We start from the raw sequence: 19,405 nt of genomic DNA on the forward strand, positions 1-19,405 counted from the left end.
AGTGCCGGGCAGCTACAATCCATAGCTGACTACCACGTCATCGTTCATGCACTGTGATGGTGGGGCGGCGGTATCGATCGCCCCTCGGACACTCAAATATGATCTCCCGCACTGCAGGTCAGGCCCCCTCCAGCGAGGGGGCCTGATTCGTTGTAGGGGACCGGTAGGGGAACTCAGTTTTGGCCGTCGGTCCTGCGGCGCATGATCCCGTCGGCGTAGCCCTCCGCGTAGGTGGCCCGGACGGCTTCCTCGGCTTCGGCGGCGGAAGGTGAACCTCCAGCAGGCGCCGTTGATCGACGACCGCCGTCTGCCTGCGGGTGTCCGCCCGGGCAAGCAACTCGCCCAGGACGAATTCCTGGCGCCGCACCTCCATGTCGTGGCCCATCCCGTCGATGGCATCCCAGCAGTGCCGGACTTCGTTCCGGAGCCACGCGTTCTCCTGCCGGAGCCGGTATATCTCCTGCTGGTACAGGCGTTCGCGCTTACTGGTCATTGCGCGCTGGTAGGCGGCGGTGGCGGCGTGTGCCGCGCGGGCGACCAGTGGCATGGCGGGGCGACGGTGGGGGTGGGAGGGGTAGTTCACGCTGTCGAAGACCTCCGGTGAGTGCCGGTCAGGGCGTGCTAGGCCGTGTCTTCAAAGGTTCACAACCATTGGAGTAGCGCGGCGATGGTGACGGTGGCCCGGTATGAGGTCGCTGTCTTGTCGTAGCGCGTCGCGAGGCTGCGGCACTGCTTGAGCCGATTGAAGCAGCGTTCGACGACGTTGCGCCGTTTGTAGAGCTGCTTGTCGAACGCTGGTGGCCGGCCGCCTCGGCTGCCTCGTCGGCGGCGGTTGGCCTGCTGGTCGGCGCGTTCTGGGATGGTGTGCCCGATGCCGCGTCGGCGTAGGTCGACGCGGATGGCTTTGGAGCTGTAGCCCTTGTCGGCGATGACGTGGTCCGGGCGCACGCGGGGCCGGCCGGGACCCGGCCGCTCGACACGGATGTCGGCGAGGACCTGGGTGAAGCGGGTGCAGTCGTTGACGTTGCCGCCGGAGAGCACGAACGCCAGGGTTCGGCCCAGGCCGTCGCAGGCGAGGTGAATCTTGGTGGTCAGTCCACCTCGAGATCGACCGAGGGCGTGATCTTGTGGTTCGTCCGTTTCTCGCCGCCCCCTTTAGCGCCGGCGGCGTGCTGGTGGGCTCGCACGATGGTCGAGTCGACCGAGACCAGCCAGTCGATGTCACCGGCAGCGTCCGCGTCGACCTGGACCCCGGACAGCATCCGCTCGAATGTCCCGTCCAGGGCCCACCTGCGGAAACGGGTGTAGATCGATTGCCAGGATCCGTAGCGGGCGGGCACGTCCCGCCACGCCGCCCCGGCTCGGATCTTCCACACGATCCCGTTGAGCACCCTCCGGTCATCGACCCGAGGCCGACCACCCGTCACCGCCGACGGCAGGTACCTCGACAGCGCTTCCCACTCGACGTCAGACAACTCGTAGCGACGACCCACGCGCTACATCATCCGACATCAAGATCCTTTGAAGACACCGCCTAGTCGAACACACGTATGAACAGATGGGAAGACTTCTCGGGGGTGTGTCGATGGATGGCCGCCGAGATAGGGCGGCGATGGTGCGCGACCGAGGGCCACGACCCCGCACGGAGGCCCCGTCACCGTTGCTCGTGATCACTTATCAGCCCGAACAATTTTAGTAGCGTATCCATAGTCGACAACTCATATCGACGAATGATTTTTGGACGTCCGTTGACGGTTTGAATGTCCGCTACTTCATAGCGGACAGCTCGAACCTGTTCGGAACCACCATTCCGTGGTAGGGCGTACGCCGCGACGCGCCGGAACATCCATACGGACAGGTGACGGCGTGACGTGCGGGCAGGGAGTACCGTCGATGGCGGCAGGGCGCCGGTTGTAGCGGCCGGCGCCCGCCACCCCAGACCGCTACCTGGGAGAACCAATGCCGGCACCGACACGCACCATCGTGGACCCGAGATTCGGCGCCGAGCTGCGTCAGCGGCGCGAATCGCACGGCTTGACGCTGCGGCAGTTGGGCGTGGCGGTCAGCTACGGCAAGAGTCTGCTGCACCAGTTAGAGACCGGCCGGACCCGGCCAACAGTGGACGTCGCCGTGCGCCTGGACGACGCCCTGGCCGCGGGCGGGGCCCTGGCCGCTCTCGTCGCCGACATGCCCACCCCCAGCGAGCGCGCCACATATGCGGCCGAGCATCCCCGCCGGGTTGACCACGGTGCCGTGGATGCCCTGGCCGATCTGCTCGCCAGCTACCGGCGCCTAGAGGACAGCATCGGTTCAACTCTGGTTGTCGATCCGGTCCGCGTGCAGCTCGACACCGTTTTGTCCCTGCTGCGAGATGCCGGCCACCAGGTCCGGCCGGCGGTTGTGGATATGGCCGCACAATGGGCCCAATTCGCCGGGTGGCTAGGGATTGCCACCGGTGATGACCGCGCCGCCACAATGTGGCTCGGGCGCGCGCTGCAATGGTCCACCGAGGCCGGAAATCAAGATTTGATCGCTGCTGTGCTCTCGTTTCAGGGCCACCAGGCCGAGGGGTGCGGGGACCTGCCAACCATGATCGGCCTGTCCGGGGCGGCCCGCCGAGACGATACGGTCCACACCGCGCTACGCGCATACTCCACCGGGCAGGGCGCCCGCGGCCTAGCCATGGCCAACGCCCACCCACGCGAGGTAGTCGGCCTCCTCAGCGAGGCTGCCGATCTTGCTAAGCAGGCCATCGGCCAGCCCCTGTCGCCGTGGGGCTACTGGTACACGCCCGCGTTTTTCGCTGTGCAGCAGGGGATTGTGTGGCGGTACCTGGGCGCCCGGGACGACCGGGCCAACGATCGGTCCCTGCGGTTGCTGACCGCCGGGGTCGCCGAGGCGAGTGAGGACGCCCGCGGATCGGACTGGCACGGCCGACACCTGGTGCACCTCGCGGTGGCGCACATGCAGGCCGGGGACACCAGCACTGCCCGGCAGGTCCTGGACGAAGCTCGCGCCATCGCCGACGCCACCTCGTCGCGGAAGCTGGCTAGGCAGGTCGCCGAGGCTGTCCGCCGCCTGTCCGCTACCCGGTAACGGACAGCGCCCATCCTGACAAGTAGCTCGGTGTCACCACAGGATCATTCTGGGTGGTGACACTGGTGCCGTTGCCGCCTCGACCTGATCGAGGGGAGCACGCGCATGATCCGGCTACTCCGCCGACTCCGTCGCCACCGGCCCGTACGGCTGGACGCGACCGGTCCTGCCACGGTGTATTCGGCGCGGGCCGGCGCCTACCGCCCGCTGTGGGACCAGCCGACGGTGATCCTCGATAGCCGGCCGTTGATGACCCGGTTGGCTCGGCAGCGGGCCTGCCGCCGGTGATGGCCACCCACGCCCGGCCGCGCTCCGGCAGTCTGTCGACGGTCCAGCTACGCAACCGGATGATCCTGTCCGCCCGGCGGATCATCGCCGAGCACTGGCCGCGGGTGGACCGGTGCCCGATCTGCCGGTCCGCCTGGCCGTGTCCGCCCACGTTGACCGCCTACGACTACCTCGGCTCGGTCGGGCAGGGGAACTGGGCGCCCCCGCAGCGCGCCGGGAGTAGGCGTTGACGCCCGGCGACGCGACCATCCGCCGGTGGTGGCGGGACCTGAACGACCACCGCCAAGTCGACGGCCGTTGCCCCGTGTGCGGCACCCCGCGGCGGTGCTGGCCCTGGGCGGAGGCGTACGCCGGGCTGCTCGCCCACGACCTACTCGGATCGCCCCGGGACCGTCGCCACCACGCTGCTCAGGGATCCAGCCGGATTTAGCGGCAGGCGAGGCTACCGGGCTGGACCTGGCCTTCGGCCCCGACACCCGACGAGTGCGAGGTTTCGGAGGCTCGATCCGCGGAGGCAGACCTTTGACCCAAGGCCGGGGGCGAGCACGTTGGCCTCCCCCCCCGGTTTACGTGCTGATCAGCTTTCTTCGGACTGCGGAGCAAGGCGACGGAGCCTATCTGCCCGTTGAGCACGTGCTTCTCTGTATGTCCGCTCTTGGTCGGTTTCTAGGCGACGCGGGAGTGTTCGAGAAGCCCGCCGGCCCTCGCCGTACTTGTCGGACTGGCGAATGATCCGCTCTGGAGCGTGGTCGCTTGGCCAAGCCTGGATCAGGTAGTCCTCGACGGGGTCTGTCGCAACAAGGTCAGTGGCGATGTCACGGCCTCGAGCGTGCACCCGCATCCTGTAGGTGCCCGGACCTGCCGGCGTGAGGTCTGGCAAGTCTGGACCATCATCTCCGAGTGCATGCACCGCGACCCTACCCTGCGGCGCGACGAGCGACACCTCGACGATCTCTTCCCAGCTTTCAAGAACTGGCGGTGGTGCACTCGGGTGCGCTTCCACCGTTACCGCTACATTGCCCGTGTGGATTCCGGTAAAGATGGCGGCGACCCCAGTATATGTTGACACAAGGCCGTTGCTGCTATCGGTCATCTCGGCGAAGTGTTCCGTCTCTTCGCGAACGAAGAATAGGTGGTAGCTTACGCGTACGGATCCCCGTCCAGATGTTAGTGGGCTCATGGCTACACCTTAGATCGGTAAGTGGTAGGAAGTGGTCGGAGGTGGGCGCCCTCCGACCACTCTAGATTCAGCCGTGCCGGCAGCGAAGTACATCGGTCACCGACCTCCGAGCCAGACCTTCGCAAACCCTACGAAAATCAGTCCTGAGTGGACCAAATCCATACGTGGAAAGGGTCGCGGTCTAGGATTCGATTCTCCTGGTACATCTTGTTGATACCCGTGCCGCCCTCGCTGTTTTGTTCCGCGTTGATCATGCAGGCGCTGTATCCTGTGGCTCCGGTTGCGCCGGTGGGTAGTGCGCTGATGGAGCAGACTTCGAGAGTGCGACCCGTCCCACCACCAGTAGACGCACCCTGGTATGTGGAAGCGAAGGGGTATTCGTCACAACTCTTGCCACTCGGTCGAGGATATGAGGTAGGACATGCCTTGTTTCTGTTCTTGACTTTTAGGGTCTCGTCGGTTAGCCGGGTGAGTGGGCTGCCATTGGGCGCGAGGCCGGGGTACGCACCAGGGAGGCCGGACTGCTGGGCGTTCCAGATATGATTAGCCAGTTCGGGATAGGTGTTCCACTGGTAGCTCAGCACACCTGGCCAGTCTGGCCAAATGCATCCCGCGATACGGTAGCCGGGCACTGCATTGTCGCAACGAACAGTGGGATACGGAGCTGCCACCTCAGTGGTCTGGCCGCCAACCCAGGCAGGGTTGTAGAAGCGGTAGTGCCAGCTAGCATTTGCATTACCTGTGCTGCCAACCGCACTGGATGTTCCCCGGAAATATGCCTCGCCACCTTGGCGGGTATCGAGAATGACGGACTGTCGAGGAAAGTCGCTACTACTCGTAGTGCATGCGCCACTGCATTCGGTGCGAGCATCCACGGTCGTGCCGGCAATAGTGCCCCAGCCGCCATACAGGGATACTTCGACCTGCTGCGCCCAATTCAGGGTGGTCGATGACCCATACGCATAGGCGTATTCATTCAATAGCAGTTGCCCGACTAGTTGGCCAGTTTGTACATTTGTAATATCTACTCGCACACCGCGAATGCGGCAAGCTTCTTCTCGAGTACCCCACCACTGTCCGTCAAATGCATTGTCGTAGCAGTATTGCGGCAGTTCTAGCGGTGCGGCGACGCGCATGTCACCCTGCTCGGGAAGTTTGCCTTCCTCTCCGACCACAACGCAAGCAACAACTTCTTTCCCGGTAATGGCGGTGCGCCTTTTGTGACGTTCAACTACCTCATCGCAGGACTCACTGTTTGGTGCGGTTGCGGTTCCGGCAGTCCCTGCTGGCAGGGCCGGCGGTTTGGGCTGCGACGGGATGGGCGTGGCGGATCCGACCGTTTCGGTCACCGCTGCTGCCGGGCCTGAAATCGACAGGAGTCCCGATAGGACGAGGGTCGCGGATAGAAGCAATCTAGCACTTGTCTTCATTGGCTACTTTCTTCAGATAGAAAGAACGGCAAGGTTGTAGTAGGGCAATGTCACCACTCGAGCTGAAGCCGGATCGCAGGTATTGCGATACGAAGTCTCTAGCCTAAAACGGCTGATCGGTCCCATCGCTACTGGCTGACTGAATTAGATCGAAAGTCCAGGAGCGCTGCCTAAACACGCTAAACGCACCTTCCGTAGCCTCTGCCGCCGCAGTGCAGATTCGTAGTGGCGGCGTTCTCGGACCCCTGGCCGGGGCACCACTTAATGAACTCCGATAGACACGACAACGCCCCGCCCGGACGTGCAGGGTTCCGGCAAGGTGAAGATATGGCCGTTTCAGTCGAGTCCGAGTAGTTGGAGTGGCTGGTATGGGTTTCGGCTGTTGTGCCGTAGGGCTGCAGCGATGGTGGTGATGCCGGTTAGCCGGAGCAGGTTGATCGCCGTGTTGCGCAGAGTGGCCATGGCGCGGGGTGCGTTGCCGGTGCGTAGGCGGCTGGCGTCCTCGGCGTAGGTGGTGTCGCGGAGGTGGTGCAGAGTTTCGATGGCCCAGTGCCCGCGCAGCCAGTCGGCCAGTTCGGCAGGGCCGGCCTGGGCTGCGCTCAGGTTGGTGATCGCGTAGACGGTGACGGTGGAATCAACTCCCCGCAGATCGCACATACTCGTTCAGAGTGCAAGCAAACAACCTGGCGGGTGACAGCGATTTCTCCAACATTGCCACGGCGACACCATGGGAGCCGACTTTCGAATGGGCTAGGTACTCACCGAGGAAAGCGTTCCTATGGGAGCGGACGTCCAAATGGCTTATTATGCGACAGACGTACAACTGTGGCGGGCTGCCAGGCAACGACCTCTGCGTGGAAGAGATGCAATTCAGGTCGACGGGTGGCGAGTACTACTGGCAGGTAGGCACCGACGGCGCGAGATACCAAACATTCGTAGCTGGCGCGAATTATTACAGAGCAAGAAAATGCGCTTCACCCGGACTCATTTGCACGCTACCCGGAAATTGGGAATGGAATTCCAGTCCAGCATGCCAGGGGTAGCCGTTGATCTACGGGATAGTTGTGATGTGTGATCCATCGACCGGCATCCGGATGCCAATGAATACACCGCCGCCTCCTGTCGCCCATCCTGTTTAAGAAGAAAACGGGTCTGCCGCTGCCGTGTTCGAGCAGCGGCAGAACCCTACATAGGCTTGTCAACTCGTTGGCCGGTTGTGCGTGGCATCTTTGGGAGGACATACTGTGACGGTGGCAAGTTCAGATCCGGACAAACCCAACAGGCCAGACACCGGACCACCCACCGACCCACTGAAGTTCAGGACCGCCGACAGTCCCAGCCCGTACCTGTTTGAGTCGAAGGTCGAGATGCTTGGCCGGCTAGCCGAGGCCCGTACACCTCGTGCACGACTCGCGACCAAAGCCTTGGTCTGGATGATTTTGCTGGCGATGCTTGTGAGCATTCTTTGGTCGATCATATCTGCACATTAGCCCGGGTTTTTACGAAGTGACGCGCCCCGGTTGGCTGCCTCGCCAGGGTTCCGGCAAGGTGACGATATGGCCGTTTCAGTCGAGTCCGAGTAGTTGGAGTGGCCGGTATGGGTTTCGGCTGTTGTGGCGTAGGGCTGCAGCGATGGTGGTGATGCCGTTAGCCGGAGCAGGTTGATCGCCGTGTTGCGCAGAGTGGCCATGGCGCGGGGTGCGTTGCCGGTGCGTAGGCGGCTGGCGTCCTCGGCGTAGGTGGTGTCGCGGAGGTGGTGCAGAGTTTCGATGGCCCAGTGCCCGCGCAGCCAGTCGGCCAGTTCGGCAGGGCCGGCCTGGGCTGCGCTCAGGTTGGTGATCGCGTAGACGGTGACGGTGGACCAGCGGCCAGTGGCCAGGTTCAGCCGTCGGCGGCGGATCCGTAGTGCTTGTACGGCGTGGGGAAAGTCCAGGGCGAGTGGCCCGGTGCAGGTGACTGCTTGCAGGCGGCGGATGTCGTAGCGGCCGTGCCCGCGGGTGCTGGTCTCGTCCTGGATCGGGATCTTCGTCCAGGGCAGGGTCTTGAGCTGCCGATACAGACGCGGCTGGTTCTTCTTCACGGTGAAGACGTAGGCGGCCTTCTTGGTGTCGACCAGCCAGCGGGCATGCTCGCGCTGGGTGTGTAACGCGTCGGCGGTGACGACCACCGCGGTCAGGTCGAGAGGGCCCAGCAGCGGCTGGAAGCGGGTCAGCTCGTTGGTCTTGCCGTCGACGTCGACCTGGCCCAGGACCGTCCCGGTGTGCTGGTCGAGCACTGCGAGGAGATGCACCTGTTCACCGGCCGGGCCGCTGCCCCGCAAGGTTTTGCCGTCCACGCTGTACACCCGTCGCCCGGTGGTCGCCGCCGGCTGGCACGCGAGGACCCACCGACCGACCGTGTCGTCCAGGGCGTCGGCGTCGACACCGGCCAGGATTCGCCGGAACGTGGACTCGTCCGGAGCTCGATGCACCCCGGTGAACGGATCCCGGAACACGCCCAGTTCAGGGAGGACCTGCTGCGGCGCATCAGCGGCCCATTCCGCGACCGCCGCCGCGGAGCGGGCACCGGTCAGCACCGCCGCGACGGCAGTGGCCAGGACCGCGGGCAACGCATGGACGACACCGCGGGGGTCTCGCCGGTCCGGCACTGCCGCCAACGCCGTGACCAGGCTCGACCGGCGTTGGACCGGCAACGACTCATCCAGGTGGTCCGCGTGCACGGCCAACACATCAATCAGCGATGATGATCCCAACGGGCGTGGTCCTCTTTGATCTTCCCAGACTCGACACCTAGATGATCATCGAAAGGCCGCGCCCGTCTCTATACCACCATGATCCGGAGCGTCCCCACCCAACCGGCCACAACGGTCATATCGCTACCTTGCCGGAGCCCTGGGTGTGGGGTGGGGTGGTTGGTATACCAGGGGCATGGGCGCTTGCGCGTCCCCCTTCGCATGCTCCGGCTATAGGCGCATTACAGGGCCGGTGTCGTTGGAGCGGGGGTCGTGGCGCCAAGGCGATGAGGGTGCACGAATGTAGCGCAGGCTGTGTATGTTGATGGACATCAGGTCACCGGGCCCCTGCCTGAAGTGGATCCCACAAGTGGGTAGCGGGGTGCCTCCCCTTCGGCGATGAACGAAACCTGTCTCGGTGCGCCGAGGTGTCGGCAGGAATTAGACGATCACGATGAGGAAGTAGGAACACAAGTGTGCTCCGTTCCGTCGGCCCGGATGGCGGCCGATCGATGTCTATCACCGTGACGGTCCAGTAGCTACCCCGGTACTCTGGCCGCGGCCTTGCAAGGGGCGGTGTCGTCGCAGCACTCGGCAAAGCTCGCTGTTGGCAGGCTGTTACCATCGAAATTCAATTGTTATGTCATCGCCGACGCATCGCGATGGTGGGGTTGTGGTATCGATCCCCCCTCGGACACAAACCATTTCCCCACGGTGCGCGCTGAGTTCCACTTCAGCGCGCACCGTTTGCGTTTCGGGCTGGTAGTTCAGCCGGAGGCCGAGTTGCCGGTAGACCTTGGCCTTGTCGGCTGGGTCGGCGTCGCGGAGCACGGCGGCGATATCCCCGAGTGCGGTCACCAGGGCGGTGATTTCTGCTCGGGCCAGCCGGTGTGGGGTGATGCTCGCGAGTGCGTGTAGTTCTGCTTCGGCGCGGGCGCGGTCGGCCTGGGTCCGGGTGATCCAGGCGGTAACTACCGTCGGGTCTGCGCCAGCGTCGAGGGCGGCGCGGTGGCGCTCTAGCTTGGCGTCGCACTCGGTGATGATGCTCTGGGCTGGTATGCCGGTTGGGGGCGGATGGGCTACTGGTTGGGCGTCGGCCATCGCGGCGATGGTGTGTTCGAGGCGTTGGGGGGCGAAGGCGGAGGCGAGCCAGGTGTCGAGTGGGTCGGTGAGGGCGTCCTCGCGTAGGTACACGTTGCGGGGGTGTGGGAGATGGTGGCGAGGGCGTACTCCTGTGGGAATCGGCAGCGGTAGTAGGCGTGGCCGTGGTTGTACTGGCCTTGCATGCGTCGGTCGCAGGCGGCGCAGTAGATGATGAGGGTCTGCTGCACCGATAGGTGACAGTTTCAGTCACGCGGCCTGACTGGCCGGTGGGGTCATGGTGGTCTCGTACTCGTTAGGGGTCAACCGGGACAGAGAGTGTCGTCGGCGGCGGTGGTAGGTCCGTTCGATCCAGGTCACGATCGCGGTCCTGAGCTGCTGGCGGGTGGTCCAGGTCCGCCGGTCGAGGACGTTGTTCTGCAGCAGGCCGAAGAACGATTCCATGGCGGCGTTGTCGCCGGCGGCGCCGACTCTGCCCATCGATCCGGTCATGTGATGCTGGTGCAGGGCGTGGACGAATTTTCGGCTGCGAAACTGCCTGGGTTCAACCGGTCGTTGCAACGCTTGTTGGTTGGAGTAACCGTAGCTGCTCGTCGAGAGCTTCGGCGGGTGTCTTCCAGTCGAGGACCTTGCGGGGTCTGCTGTTGATCGCTGTTTGTACGGCGAGGAGGTCTTCGAGGCCCCAGCGGGACAGATCGGTGCCTTTGGGGAAGTACTGGCGTAGTAGCCCGTTGGTGTTTTCGTTCGTGCCGCGTTGCCAGGGTGAGTGGGGGTCGGCGAAGTAGACCGCAATGCCGGTATCGATCGTGAACTGGCTGTGGGCTGAGAGTTCTTTGCCGCGGTCCCAGGTCAGTGATCGCCGCAGACCCTCGGGCATGATGGTCATCGTGGACTGGAGTGCGTCCTTCATCGCGATGGCGCCGTAGCCGCCGAGGGCGGGCCCGTTCTTGACCGGCGGGACGGTTCCGTAGCCTTCGATGCGGGGAAGGTGGACCAGGAGCGTGTATCGGCTGGTGCGCTCGACGACGGTACCGATGGCGGAGCGGTGCAGTCCGATTATCAGGTCGCCTTCCCAGTGGCCGGGGACCGCTCGGTCCTTGACCTCGGCGGGTCGTTGGCTCAAGACGACATCAGCGGTGACATGCCCTTGCGGCCTGTTCCGCGAGCGTTCACGGGGCTTACGCAGCGCCCGACCGGTCCGCAGGCAGGCCACCAGCTCACGCGTGAGCGCGCCGCGTCCTTGGATGTAGAGCGCCTGGTAAATCGCCTCGTGGCTGATGCGCATATCTTCATCATCGGGGAAGTCGACGACCAGCCGTCGACTAATCTGCTCTGGGCTCCAGGCCGCCGCCCAGCGGCGGTCTGCACGGTGCGGCTTGTTCAGCCCTTTCCAGGTCGTCGCAGGGCCGGCGGCAACTGTCCCGTCACGACGGCACAGTTGCCCGCTCAGCCGGGCCTGTACGTACTCCTTCAGCCGCCGGTTACTCGCCAGCTTCGCCGGCTTGGGCCGCCGCGCGGTGACCTGTGCCTTCCACTGCGCCACGGTGGCCCGGTACTCAAGCTTGCCGCTGCGAGTCGCGGCATTGCGCCGCAACTCACGCGAGATCGTGCCCGGGTCCCGCCCGAGTTCCCGGGCGATCGCACGGACACCCTGCCCCTGCGCCTTAAGCAGCGCATTCTCCTCACGCTCGGAAAAAAGCGACAGGTAACGGCCGGAAGGCTCGGCCAGACTCAACGGCGGCATGCCACCAGCGTGACGAAACCACCGCACTGCAACAGGCGTCGACACACCGAGCTCAAGCGCTACCTCCTCAGTGCGCTTACCCCGCGCGATCAACCGCCAGAACGCACGCGCTGCACATGCCGCGCCGGCATCGGCCTGCCCGGCGAACGCATCGCCGGACGCAACGCCCGATCCGCCTGCTGCTGACGTCGCGCCATCCAAACACCTCCATCATCAAAGGTGTTGCGACGACCAGTTGAATTCGCCCTGCGACCCACGGTCGGTGTGCAGCACGCAGCCGGCCAGCCGGCCGCGTCGGGCTACAGCGTTGTACAGGGCGTTGACGGCCAGCCGGGACTTCATCCGTGAGTCGATGGAGTAGCCGACAATCCGCCTCGACCACGCGTCCTTGATCGCGCACAGGTAGAGCTTGCCCTCGCCGGTGCGGTGTTCGGTGATGTCGGCCAGCCACAACCGGTTCGGGCCCGCTGGCGGTGAAGTCCCGTTGCACGAGGTCGTTGTGAACCGGTGGACCGACCTTGCCGCCCTTGCCGCGCTTCTTGCGCTTACCGAAGGCGCTCCACCAGCCATTGTCCGAGCAGATCTTCCACCCGGTGCGCTCGGCCATCGCCTGGCCGGCGGCGCGGGCCTCATCGACCAGGAACCGGTACCCGAACTCCGGGTCATCGCGGTGGGCATCGACCAGGGCGTTCGCGCGATGAGCGGCGACGAGTTCGGCGTCACCGACGCTGCCGGCCGAGCCACCGGTAGTAGGGCTGACGAGCGATGTTCAATACCCGGCACGTCACCGCGACGGGGATCCCGTCGGCGGCCAGCTCGCTCACGAGCGGGTAGAGCCTTTTCCCGGCAGATGCGCCTGCGACAAGTAAGCAGCGGCCCGACGCAGGACCTCGTTCTCCTGCAGCAAGCGGATCCGTTTGCGGGCCTCGCGCAGCTCGGCTGACTCGCCACTGGGCGTGCCGGGCTTCGCGCCGGCGTCGATGTCGGCCTGACGCAGCCACTTGAACAACGTCATCGGGTGGACCCCGAAGTCCTTCGCGATCTGCTCGACCGTCACTCCCGCCTCGCGGTCACGAGCCACCCGCACGACGTCATCACGGAACTCTCGGGGGTAGGGCTTGGGCACACAGCGACATCCTTCCAGCCCGCCCACAGGGCAAGCCAACTCAGATGTCACCTACTGGTGCAGCAGACCCGTTAGGGGTAGCCGCGTCGTCGGTAGTGGCTGGTGCGGGCTTGGTGTTGGCGTCGTCGGCGCCATCGGGACCAGGCCCAGACGCGCTCTGGTGGGTGGGTTGAACGGACTACGAGTGTGGTGAGCAGTCTTCGGATCTCCGGTACCGTGTAGCCGATCATCATGCCGTCGCTGGGGCTGGATCCCCTTTTGCGGTAAGGGATCGGGCGACGGACAGCCAGGCGTGGGCGGCCATCGCGAGGGTGATGTGGGCGTACCAGGCTCGCCAGTCGCGGACCTGGTATTCGTCGAGGCCGGCTTCGTTTTTGGCCTGTTGGAAGCACTCCTCGATCGCCCACCGCGCTCCGGCGATGCGGGCGAGGTCGATCAGGCGGGTGCGGCGGGGTCCGTAGCAGACGTAGTAGGCGATCTCGCCGGTGGTGATACTGAGCCGGGCCAGGAGCCAGTGCCCGCGACCGGGTTGCCAGCCGATACGCACCGGTACCCGCGCCCACCAGTACTCGCGGGGGCCGTGGGCGCCGGCGCCGGCGGACAGCCGGCACCATGCCCGAGCCGGCAGCGCGGCGATCAGCTCGTCCGCGCGGGCGATGCCCATCGTGGTGGTGATCATGTCGTCGTTGCGGCGGGTCGCGACTACATAAGCCATATCCTGGTGTTCCAGCCACAGCCGCAGTGACTTCGACTGGCCGTAGGCCTCGTCCATGGTCACCCACCCCACCGGCACCCCGGCGTCGAGGGCTCGGGCCAGCATCTGGCGGGCCATCTGCACCTTGGTGGCGAACTCGACGTCGTCCGGGATCCCGGCGGCTCGGCACCGGTCCCGGTCATCGGTCCACGACGCCGGGAGGTAGAGCTGCCGGTCGATCAACGCGTGACCCTTCGACGAACGGTAAGCCAGGAACGTCCCGACCTGGCAGTTCTCCGTCCGGCCAGCGGTGCCGGAATACTGCCGTTGCACCCCGGCCGACCGGGTGCCCTTCTTCAGGAACCCGGTGTCGTCAACGATCAACACACCAGCCGGGTCGCCGAGGTGCTCGACCACGTAGTCCCGCACATCATCACGGACCGCGTCGACGTCCCAGTCCGCCCACCGCAACAGCCGCTGCATCCCGTCCGGCGACACATCCCCGGCCTGCTCAGCCAGGGTCCAGCCGTTCTTACGGCCCAGACCCGACACCAGCCCGCACAGGTACTGCCGCGCCCGCCGCCGTGGCTCCGAACGGCGAAACCGGGGCCCGATACGGGCATGCAACCGGCCCAACTCCCCATGCCACCGGTCGACATCAACGTCCGCCACAGCCAGACCAACGAACGCGAGCCGAACTCGATTCGCCTACTGCCGTTGCAGTACTAACCCGGAAACCAGTTCTCTTCCGTAGGTAGGGGCCGATAATTGATCATGCTCGGGCTTCACGCAGATCCGAGCCGGGTCGGCCGTAGCTGACTCCGGCCTGTCGGGCGGGACGTGGCGGAAAGCATGCGGCGCGCGCGCCAGGTCAGGCCGCGAGTGCTACCTGCGGCACCACATCCGGCACGACCAGCCGGGCCGCGTCGGCGGCCTGGTCGTCGATCTGGTCGTGCGCCATCCGTTCGGCGTCCACCTGTGCGACGTAGTGCGCCACCTCGCGGTCCACACGCTCGGCGTCCCAGCCGAGCACCGACGCCATCAACTGCGCCGCCGGTCGGGCGGCTGCCAGGCCCCGGTCGAACGTCTCGATCGATATATGTGTACGCCGGGTAAGCACGTCCTCCAGGTGCAGGGCACCCTCGGCTGACGCCGCGTGGACGACCTCCACACGCAGATAGTCGTCGGCGCCGTCGAGCGGCTCAACGAGGGTCGGATCCTCTCCCAGCAGGTCCAACACCTCGTCGACGGCGGCGCCGTAGCGGCGCAACAGATGCTCAACCCGCTCCACGGTCAGGTTGTACTGTCGCGCGATGCGACGGCGCTGGTTCCATCGGGCGACATAGCCCTCGGCGCCGAGCAGGGGAACCCGGTCGGTGCAGGACCGCGGCACCCCACCGCCGAGTCCCCGCACGGCCTCGTCGACAGCGTCGCGGGCCATCACCCGGTACGTTGTGTACTTCCCGCCGGCGACCATCACCAGACCCGGAGCCGGGTTCGCCACGGTGTGCTCACGGGACAGCTTGGCGGTCGCATCCGAATGCCCGGACAGCAGCGGCCGCAGGCCCGCGTATACGCCCTCGACGTCGTCGCGGGTCAGCGGACTGGCCAGTACCTCGTTGACCCGTTCCAGCAGGTAGTCGATGTCGCGGCTGGTCGCTGCCGGGTGCGCCTTGTCCAGATCCCAGTCGGTGTCGGTGGTGCCGATCAGCCAGTGCCGACCCCACGGGATCACGAACAGCACGCTGGATTCGGTTCGCAGGATCAGGCCGGTGGTGGAGCGGATCCGGTCGCGGGGCACGACGAGGTGGATACCTTTCGACGCGCGAACCTGCACCGGCCCACGCTCCCCAACGAGAGACTGGATTTCGTCGGTCCAGACGCCGGTGGCGTTGATGACCTGCCGGGCGAGGACCTCGAGGACCTGGTCGGTCTCCAGGTCGTGGACCCGCGCCCCGGTGATGCGGTGGCCGTCGCGCAGGAGGCCCACGACCCGGGCTCGGGAAACGGGGTACGCGCCGTGGGCTGCGGCGGTACGGACGAGACACGTCACCAGCCGGGCGTCATCGACCTGAGCGTCGTAGTACTGCAACGCGCCCACCAGCGACTCCGGACGCAGGGACGGGCAAGCGCGGACCGCGCCACGTCGGGTCAGGTGCCGGTGGGCCGGTACCCCGCGGGAGTTGCTGCCGGAAAGGCTCATCGTGTCGTAGAGCAGGACACCGGCGCCCGCGTACAGCCGTTCCCAGCCGCGGTGCCGCAGCGGGTAGAGAAACGGCACCGGCCGGACCAGGTGCGGGGCGAGTCGCTGCAGTAGTAGGCCCCGCTCGCGCAGCGCCTCGCGGACCAGCCCGAAGTCGAGCATCTCCAGGTAGCGCAGACCACCGTGGATGAGTTTACTGGAGCGGCTCGACGTGCCGCTGGCCCAGTCGCGGGCCTCGACGAGGCCGACCGACAGGCCCCGGGTGACGGCGTCCAGGGCGCAGCCGGCGCCGGTGACGCCGCCACCGACCACCAGGACGTCCAGTTCCGGGCCGCTGCTCAGCGCGGCCAGCGACCGCTCGCGGGCGGCCAGTGACAGTGTCGCGGAGTGCATGCGTTCTCTCTCCTGTGTCTGGGAGGCCAGCGGGGACGCCGGCCTCCCGGGTTTCTCGGATGCGGTGGTGGTCAGTCGACGTCGACCCAGTTCAGGGTGCGTTGGACGGCCTGCTTCCAGCGTTCGTACTCGGCTTGGCGTTGTTCTGGTGGCCAGGTGGGCTGCCAGCGGTGGCTTTCGTTCCAGTTCTCGCGTAGTTCGTCGGTGCTGCGCCAGAATCCGACGGCGAGGCCGGCGGCGTACGCGGCGCCGAGCGCGGTGGTCTCGGCGACCACGGGCCGGCTTACCGGTACGCCGAGGATGTCGGCTTGCAGTTGCATGCACAGGTCGTTGTCGGTGACGCCGCCGTCGACCTTGAGACATTCCAGCGGTACGCCGGAGTCTTTGGCCATGGCCTCGGCGACGTCTCGGCTCTGGTAGCAGATCGACTCGAGGGTGGCCCGGGCGATGTGGGCGTCGGTGTTGAACCGGGAGAGGCCGACGATCGCGCCGCGGGCGTCGGAGCGCCAGTACGGGGCGAACAGGCCGGAGAAGGCGGGTACGAAGTACACTCCGCCGTTGTCGGGCACCTGGCGGGCCAGGATCTCGCTCTGCCCTGCGGTGTTGATGATTTTCAACTGGTCGCGTAGCCACTGCACGGCTGATCCGGTGACCGCGATGGAGCCTTCCAGGGCGTATACCGGCGCCTGGTCGCTGAACTGGTAGCAGACGGTGGTGAGTAGGCCGGCCTGGGAGCGGACGATCTCCGTGCCGGTGTTGAGGAGCATGAAGTTGCCCGTACCGTAGGTGTTCTTGGCCTCGCCCGGGGCGAAGCAGACCTGACCGACGGTGGCTGCCTGCTGGTCGCCGAGGACCGCGGTGAGCGGGACCGATCCGGTGAACGGACCACGCGCCGTGGTGGCACCGTAGGAGTCCGGGTCGGACGATGGTCGGATCCGGGGCAACATGGCGCGCGGGATGTCGAAGAACGACAGTAGTTCGTCGTCCCAGTCCAGCGTGTCCAGGTTCATCAGCATGGTGCGGCTGGCGTTGGTCGGATCGGTGACGTGCACGCCGCCGTCGGTGCCGCCGGTCAGGTTCCACAGCAGCCAGGTGTCGGTGTTGCCGAAGACGGCCTCTCCACGCTCGGCTGCTTCCCGGACCCCATCGACGTTGTCGAGGATCCACTGGATCTTGCCGGCGGAGAAGTATGTGGCCGGTGGCAGGCCGGCCTTACGGCGGATGATGTCGCCCCGCCCCGAGCGCTCCAGTGCCGAGGCGATCCGGTCGGTGCGGGTGTCCTGCCACACGATGGCGTTGTGGTAGGGCCGACCGGTGCGCCTGTTCCATACCACGGTGGTCTCACGCTGGTTGGTGATCCCGAGCGCGGCGAGGTCGGTGACGGTCAGGCGGTGCTCGTAGAGCACGGTCTGGATGACGGTCTGGGTCCGCTCCCAGATCTCCACCGGATTGTGTTCGACCCAACCGGGCCGCGGCAGGATCTGCTGATGCTCGAGCTGGTGGCGACCGACGTCGTTACCACCGTGATCAAAAACCATGAAACGGGTACTGGTGGTGCCCTGGTCCACCGCACCAACGAAGTCAGCCATGCGGGATGTCACCTCTACGGGTCGTCGGGATATGTCGATCAGACGCGGGCGCGCTCGGACATCGCAGCCGTTTCGGTCGCAGTCTCGGCGCTGTTCGCGCCCGGCTGCGGCTCATCGCTCGGCAGGAATCGGCCGACGAACAATTGATAGAGGCCGGCGCCGATGACACCACCGACCAGCGGTCCGACGATGGGCACCCAAAAATACGGATATCCGCTCGGGTCCAGGAAGGCCGTCTCGTAGCCGGTGAGGAAGGACGCGAGGCGGGGGCCGAAGTCACGGGCCGGGTTGATCGCGTAGCCGGCGTTGACGGCGAACGCCATGCCAATCGCGACCACGATCAGGCCGACGATCAGTGGGGCAAGGTTGGCACCGGGCAGAGAGTTGCGGGCGTCGGTTACGGCAAGGATCAGAAACAGCAGGATCGCCGTGCCGATGATCTGGTCACGCAGGGCGCCCCACTCGGTGATGCCAGCACCCGGCAGGGTCGAGAAGACGCCCTGGCTCTTGCTGGTCAAGCCCGGGTCAAACCGCTGCAGCACCTCGCTGTAGTTCCAGCGAATGATCAGGGCCGCGACGAACGCCCCGGCGGTCTGTGCGAGGGCATAGGGCATCACCTTGCGCCACGAGAAGCCCTTGAACACCGCGAGGGCGAGCGTCACCGCCGGATTGAGGTGGGCGCCACTGATCCGGCCAGCGACGTAGATGCCCAGCGCGACGCCAAGGCCCCAGGCCCAGGCGATGCTGTCGAACTCACCGGTGCCACCGGCAGTGACCTGGGCGACGACGCCCACGCCGAAGAGAATCAGGATCGCGGTGCCGGCGAACTCGGCGGCCAACTCGCCAAGGAGTCCGGGCGCTCTCACACGCTGTGTCATGGTGTCTCCAGGTGGGGGTGGCGGACCTCCGCGACCGGGGGACGGAGGGCCGTGCGATGTCGGCGAGGTGTCGGACGTCGCCGTGCGGTGAACCGTAGGAAACATGAGGAGGCAGGTCAACGAACCCCGGTCGACAATGCCGAACACTGTTGCGTTGGCCCCGAACGCTTTAGCATCCGCCCCATGCCGGGTCAGGTGCAGTCCATCGCGCGTGCCGCGGCGATCCTCCGCCTGCTGGCCAGCAGTTCCGGCCGGCTCGGCATCGGGGAGATCGCCCGTTCTCTCAACCTGCCCAAGGGCACGGCGCACGGCATCATACGTACGCTGCAAGACGTCGGATTCGTGGAACAGGACAAGACCTCCGGCAAGTACCAACTCGGTGCCACGCTGCTGCACCTCGGCACGAGCTACCTCGACGTCAACGAGCTCCGTTCCCGTTCCATCAACTGGGCGGACCCACTCGCCGCGCGCAGCGGCGAGGCGGTCCGTATCGGCACTCTGCTGGACGGCAAGGTACTTGTGGTCCACCACGTGTTCCGGCCCGACGACATCCTCCAGACGCTGGACGTCGGGTCCCTTCTTCCCCCGCACGCCACCGCGCTCGGCAAAGTCCTGCTCGCCTACGACGTGGGCGCCGCCAACGCGGTTACGCAACGCGAACCCGAGCCCTACACCCGACGCACCCTGGTCACCGCACGAGCACTCACCCGGGCCCTCAGCGAAATCCGGGACAATGGCTGGGGGGCCGAAATCGGTGAGATGACCCCTGGCGAGGCCGGCATCGCCGCGCCGATCCGTGGCTATGGCGGCCTGGTCGTGGGCGCGATCGGGCTCTCCGGTCCGGTGGACCGCACCTGCGACGGGTCCGGCAACCCCCGCCCAGCCCTCGTCACGTACGTCCGCGACGCCGCCCGCGCGGTGTCCCGCGATCTCGGCGCCACGCGCTGGTGAT

At 66.0% G+C, this 19,405-nt stretch carries 16 protein-coding genes and 3 pseudogenes; 6 read left to right on the forward strand and 13 right to left on the reverse strand.

The window, feature by feature from the left end:
• Positions 1–268 precede the first annotated feature (268 nt).
• Positions 269–604, forward strand: a complete 336-nt coding sequence (locus SALPAC3_RS28490; protein WP_198290357.1) for a hypothetical protein — start codon at positions 269–271, stop codon at positions 602–604.
• Between the two features lie 38 nt (positions 605–642).
• Here SALPAC3_RS28490 and SALPAC3_RS27575 read toward each other — a convergent pair.
• Positions 643–1,493, reverse strand: a pseudogene (locus tag SALPAC3_RS27575) (IS5 family transposase).
• A gap of 466 nt (positions 1,494–1,959) precedes the next feature.
• Between SALPAC3_RS27575 and SALPAC3_RS0123635 the strand changes: the two are divergent.
• The 4 genes from SALPAC3_RS0123635 (at position 1,960) to SALPAC3_RS29295 (ending at position 3,814) form a co-directional block, all read left to right on the forward strand.
• Positions 1,960–3,096, forward strand: a complete 1,137-nt coding sequence (locus SALPAC3_RS0123635) for a helix-turn-helix domain-containing protein (protein WP_026185848.1) — start codon at positions 1,960–1,962, stop codon at positions 3,094–3,096.
• Positions 3,097–3,201: 105 nt separating this feature from the next.
• Entirely contained in the window at positions 3,202–3,384 is a 183-nt protein-coding gene (locus SALPAC3_RS0123640) for a hypothetical protein (RefSeq protein WP_018223648.1), read from the forward strand.
• Positions 3,384–3,614 (forward strand): hypothetical protein, encoded by a 231-nt coding sequence (locus tag SALPAC3_RS0123645; RefSeq protein WP_018223649.1) that lies wholly within the window; start codon positions 3,384–3,386, stop codon positions 3,612–3,614. Before SALPAC3_RS0123640 ends, SALPAC3_RS0123645 begins: the two co-directional genes overlap by 1 nt.
• The gene (locus tag SALPAC3_RS29295) at positions 3,611–3,814 is read left to right on the forward strand and encodes a hypothetical protein (protein WP_080635226.1); all 204 of its coding nucleotides are present in this window, start codon (positions 3,611–3,613) and stop codon (positions 3,812–3,814) included. The genes SALPAC3_RS0123645 and SALPAC3_RS29295 overlap by 4 nt, the downstream gene beginning before the upstream one ends.
• A gap of 887 nt (positions 3,815–4,701) precedes the next feature.
• Here SALPAC3_RS29295 and SALPAC3_RS27585 read toward each other — a convergent pair.
• From SALPAC3_RS27585 to SALPAC3_RS0123705, 12 genes and pseudogenes are all read right to left on the reverse strand, one after another.
• On the reverse strand, positions 4,702–5,913 hold the full coding sequence (locus SALPAC3_RS27585) for a NucA/NucB deoxyribonuclease domain-containing protein (protein ID WP_157632339.1): 1,212 nt from the start codon (positions 5,911–5,913) through the stop codon (positions 4,702–4,704).
• A 417-nt stretch (positions 5,914–6,330) separates the two neighbouring features.
• Positions 6,331–6,651, reverse strand: a complete 321-nt coding sequence (locus tag SALPAC3_RS0123650) for a transposase (RefSeq protein ID WP_026185849.1) — start codon at positions 6,649–6,651, stop codon at positions 6,331–6,333.
• Positions 6,652–7,480: 829 nt separating this feature from the next.
• Entirely contained in the window at positions 7,481–8,746 is a 1,266-nt protein-coding gene (locus SALPAC3_RS26200) for an ISAs1 family transposase (RefSeq protein ID WP_232430540.1), read from the reverse strand.
• Between the two features lie 597 nt (positions 8,747–9,343).
• Positions 9,344–9,919, reverse strand: a complete 576-nt coding sequence (locus SALPAC3_RS26205; protein WP_018223650.1) for a hypothetical protein — start codon at positions 9,917–9,919, stop codon at positions 9,344–9,346.
• A 156-nt stretch (positions 9,920–10,075) separates the two neighbouring features.
• Positions 10,076–10,363: pseudogene (locus SALPAC3_RS0123665) on the reverse strand (integrase core domain-containing protein); the annotation flags it as partial.
• A 7-nt stretch (positions 10,364–10,370) separates the two neighbouring features.
• A pseudogene (locus SALPAC3_RS0123670) lies at positions 10,371–11,767 on the reverse strand (IS30 family transposase).
• A 16-nt stretch (positions 11,768–11,783) separates the two neighbouring features.
• Complete coding sequence (locus SALPAC3_RS28095) at positions 11,784–12,023, reverse strand: IS3 family transposase (protein ID WP_018223653.1); 240 nt, start codon at positions 12,021–12,023, stop codon at positions 11,784–11,786.
• A 367-nt stretch (positions 12,024–12,390) separates the two neighbouring features.
• Positions 12,391–12,696, reverse strand: coding sequence for an IS3 family transposase (locus SALPAC3_RS28495; protein WP_018219736.1), 306 nt, complete (start codon positions 12,694–12,696; stop codon positions 12,391–12,393).
• 229 nt (positions 12,697–12,925) lie between these two features.
• Entirely contained in the window at positions 12,926–14,062 is a 1,137-nt protein-coding gene (locus SALPAC3_RS0123685) for an IS701 family transposase (protein WP_080635228.1), read from the reverse strand.
• Between the two features lie 199 nt (positions 14,063–14,261).
• Positions 14,262–15,986: a glycerol-3-phosphate dehydrogenase/oxidase gene (locus tag SALPAC3_RS0123695; RefSeq protein ID WP_018223656.1), complete on the reverse strand. Its 1,725-nt coding sequence runs from the start codon at positions 15,984–15,986 to the stop codon at positions 14,262–14,264.
• Positions 15,987–16,057: 71 nt separating this feature from the next.
• Complete coding sequence (glpK, locus tag SALPAC3_RS0123700) at positions 16,058–17,575, reverse strand: glycerol kinase GlpK (RefSeq protein ID WP_018223657.1); 1,518 nt, start codon at positions 17,573–17,575, stop codon at positions 16,058–16,060.
• A gap of 38 nt (positions 17,576–17,613) precedes the next feature.
• Positions 17,614–18,453: an MIP/aquaporin family protein gene (locus tag SALPAC3_RS0123705; RefSeq protein WP_012184592.1), complete on the reverse strand. Its 840-nt coding sequence runs from the start codon at positions 18,451–18,453 to the stop codon at positions 17,614–17,616.
• Between the two features lie 183 nt (positions 18,454–18,636).
• On the opposite strand from SALPAC3_RS0123705, the gene SALPAC3_RS0123710 reads away from it, so the two are divergent.
• The gene (locus SALPAC3_RS0123710; RefSeq protein ID WP_018223658.1) at positions 18,637–19,404 is read left to right on the forward strand and encodes an IclR family transcriptional regulator; all 768 of its coding nucleotides are present in this window, start codon (positions 18,637–18,639) and stop codon (positions 19,402–19,404) included.
• Position 19,405: the final 1 nt, after the last annotated feature.

It is taken from the genome of Salinispora pacifica DSM 45544 (assembly GCF_000378845.1).
GTDB classification, from domain to species: domain Bacteria; phylum Actinomycetota; class Actinomycetes; order Mycobacteriales; family Micromonosporaceae; genus Micromonospora; species Micromonospora pacifica.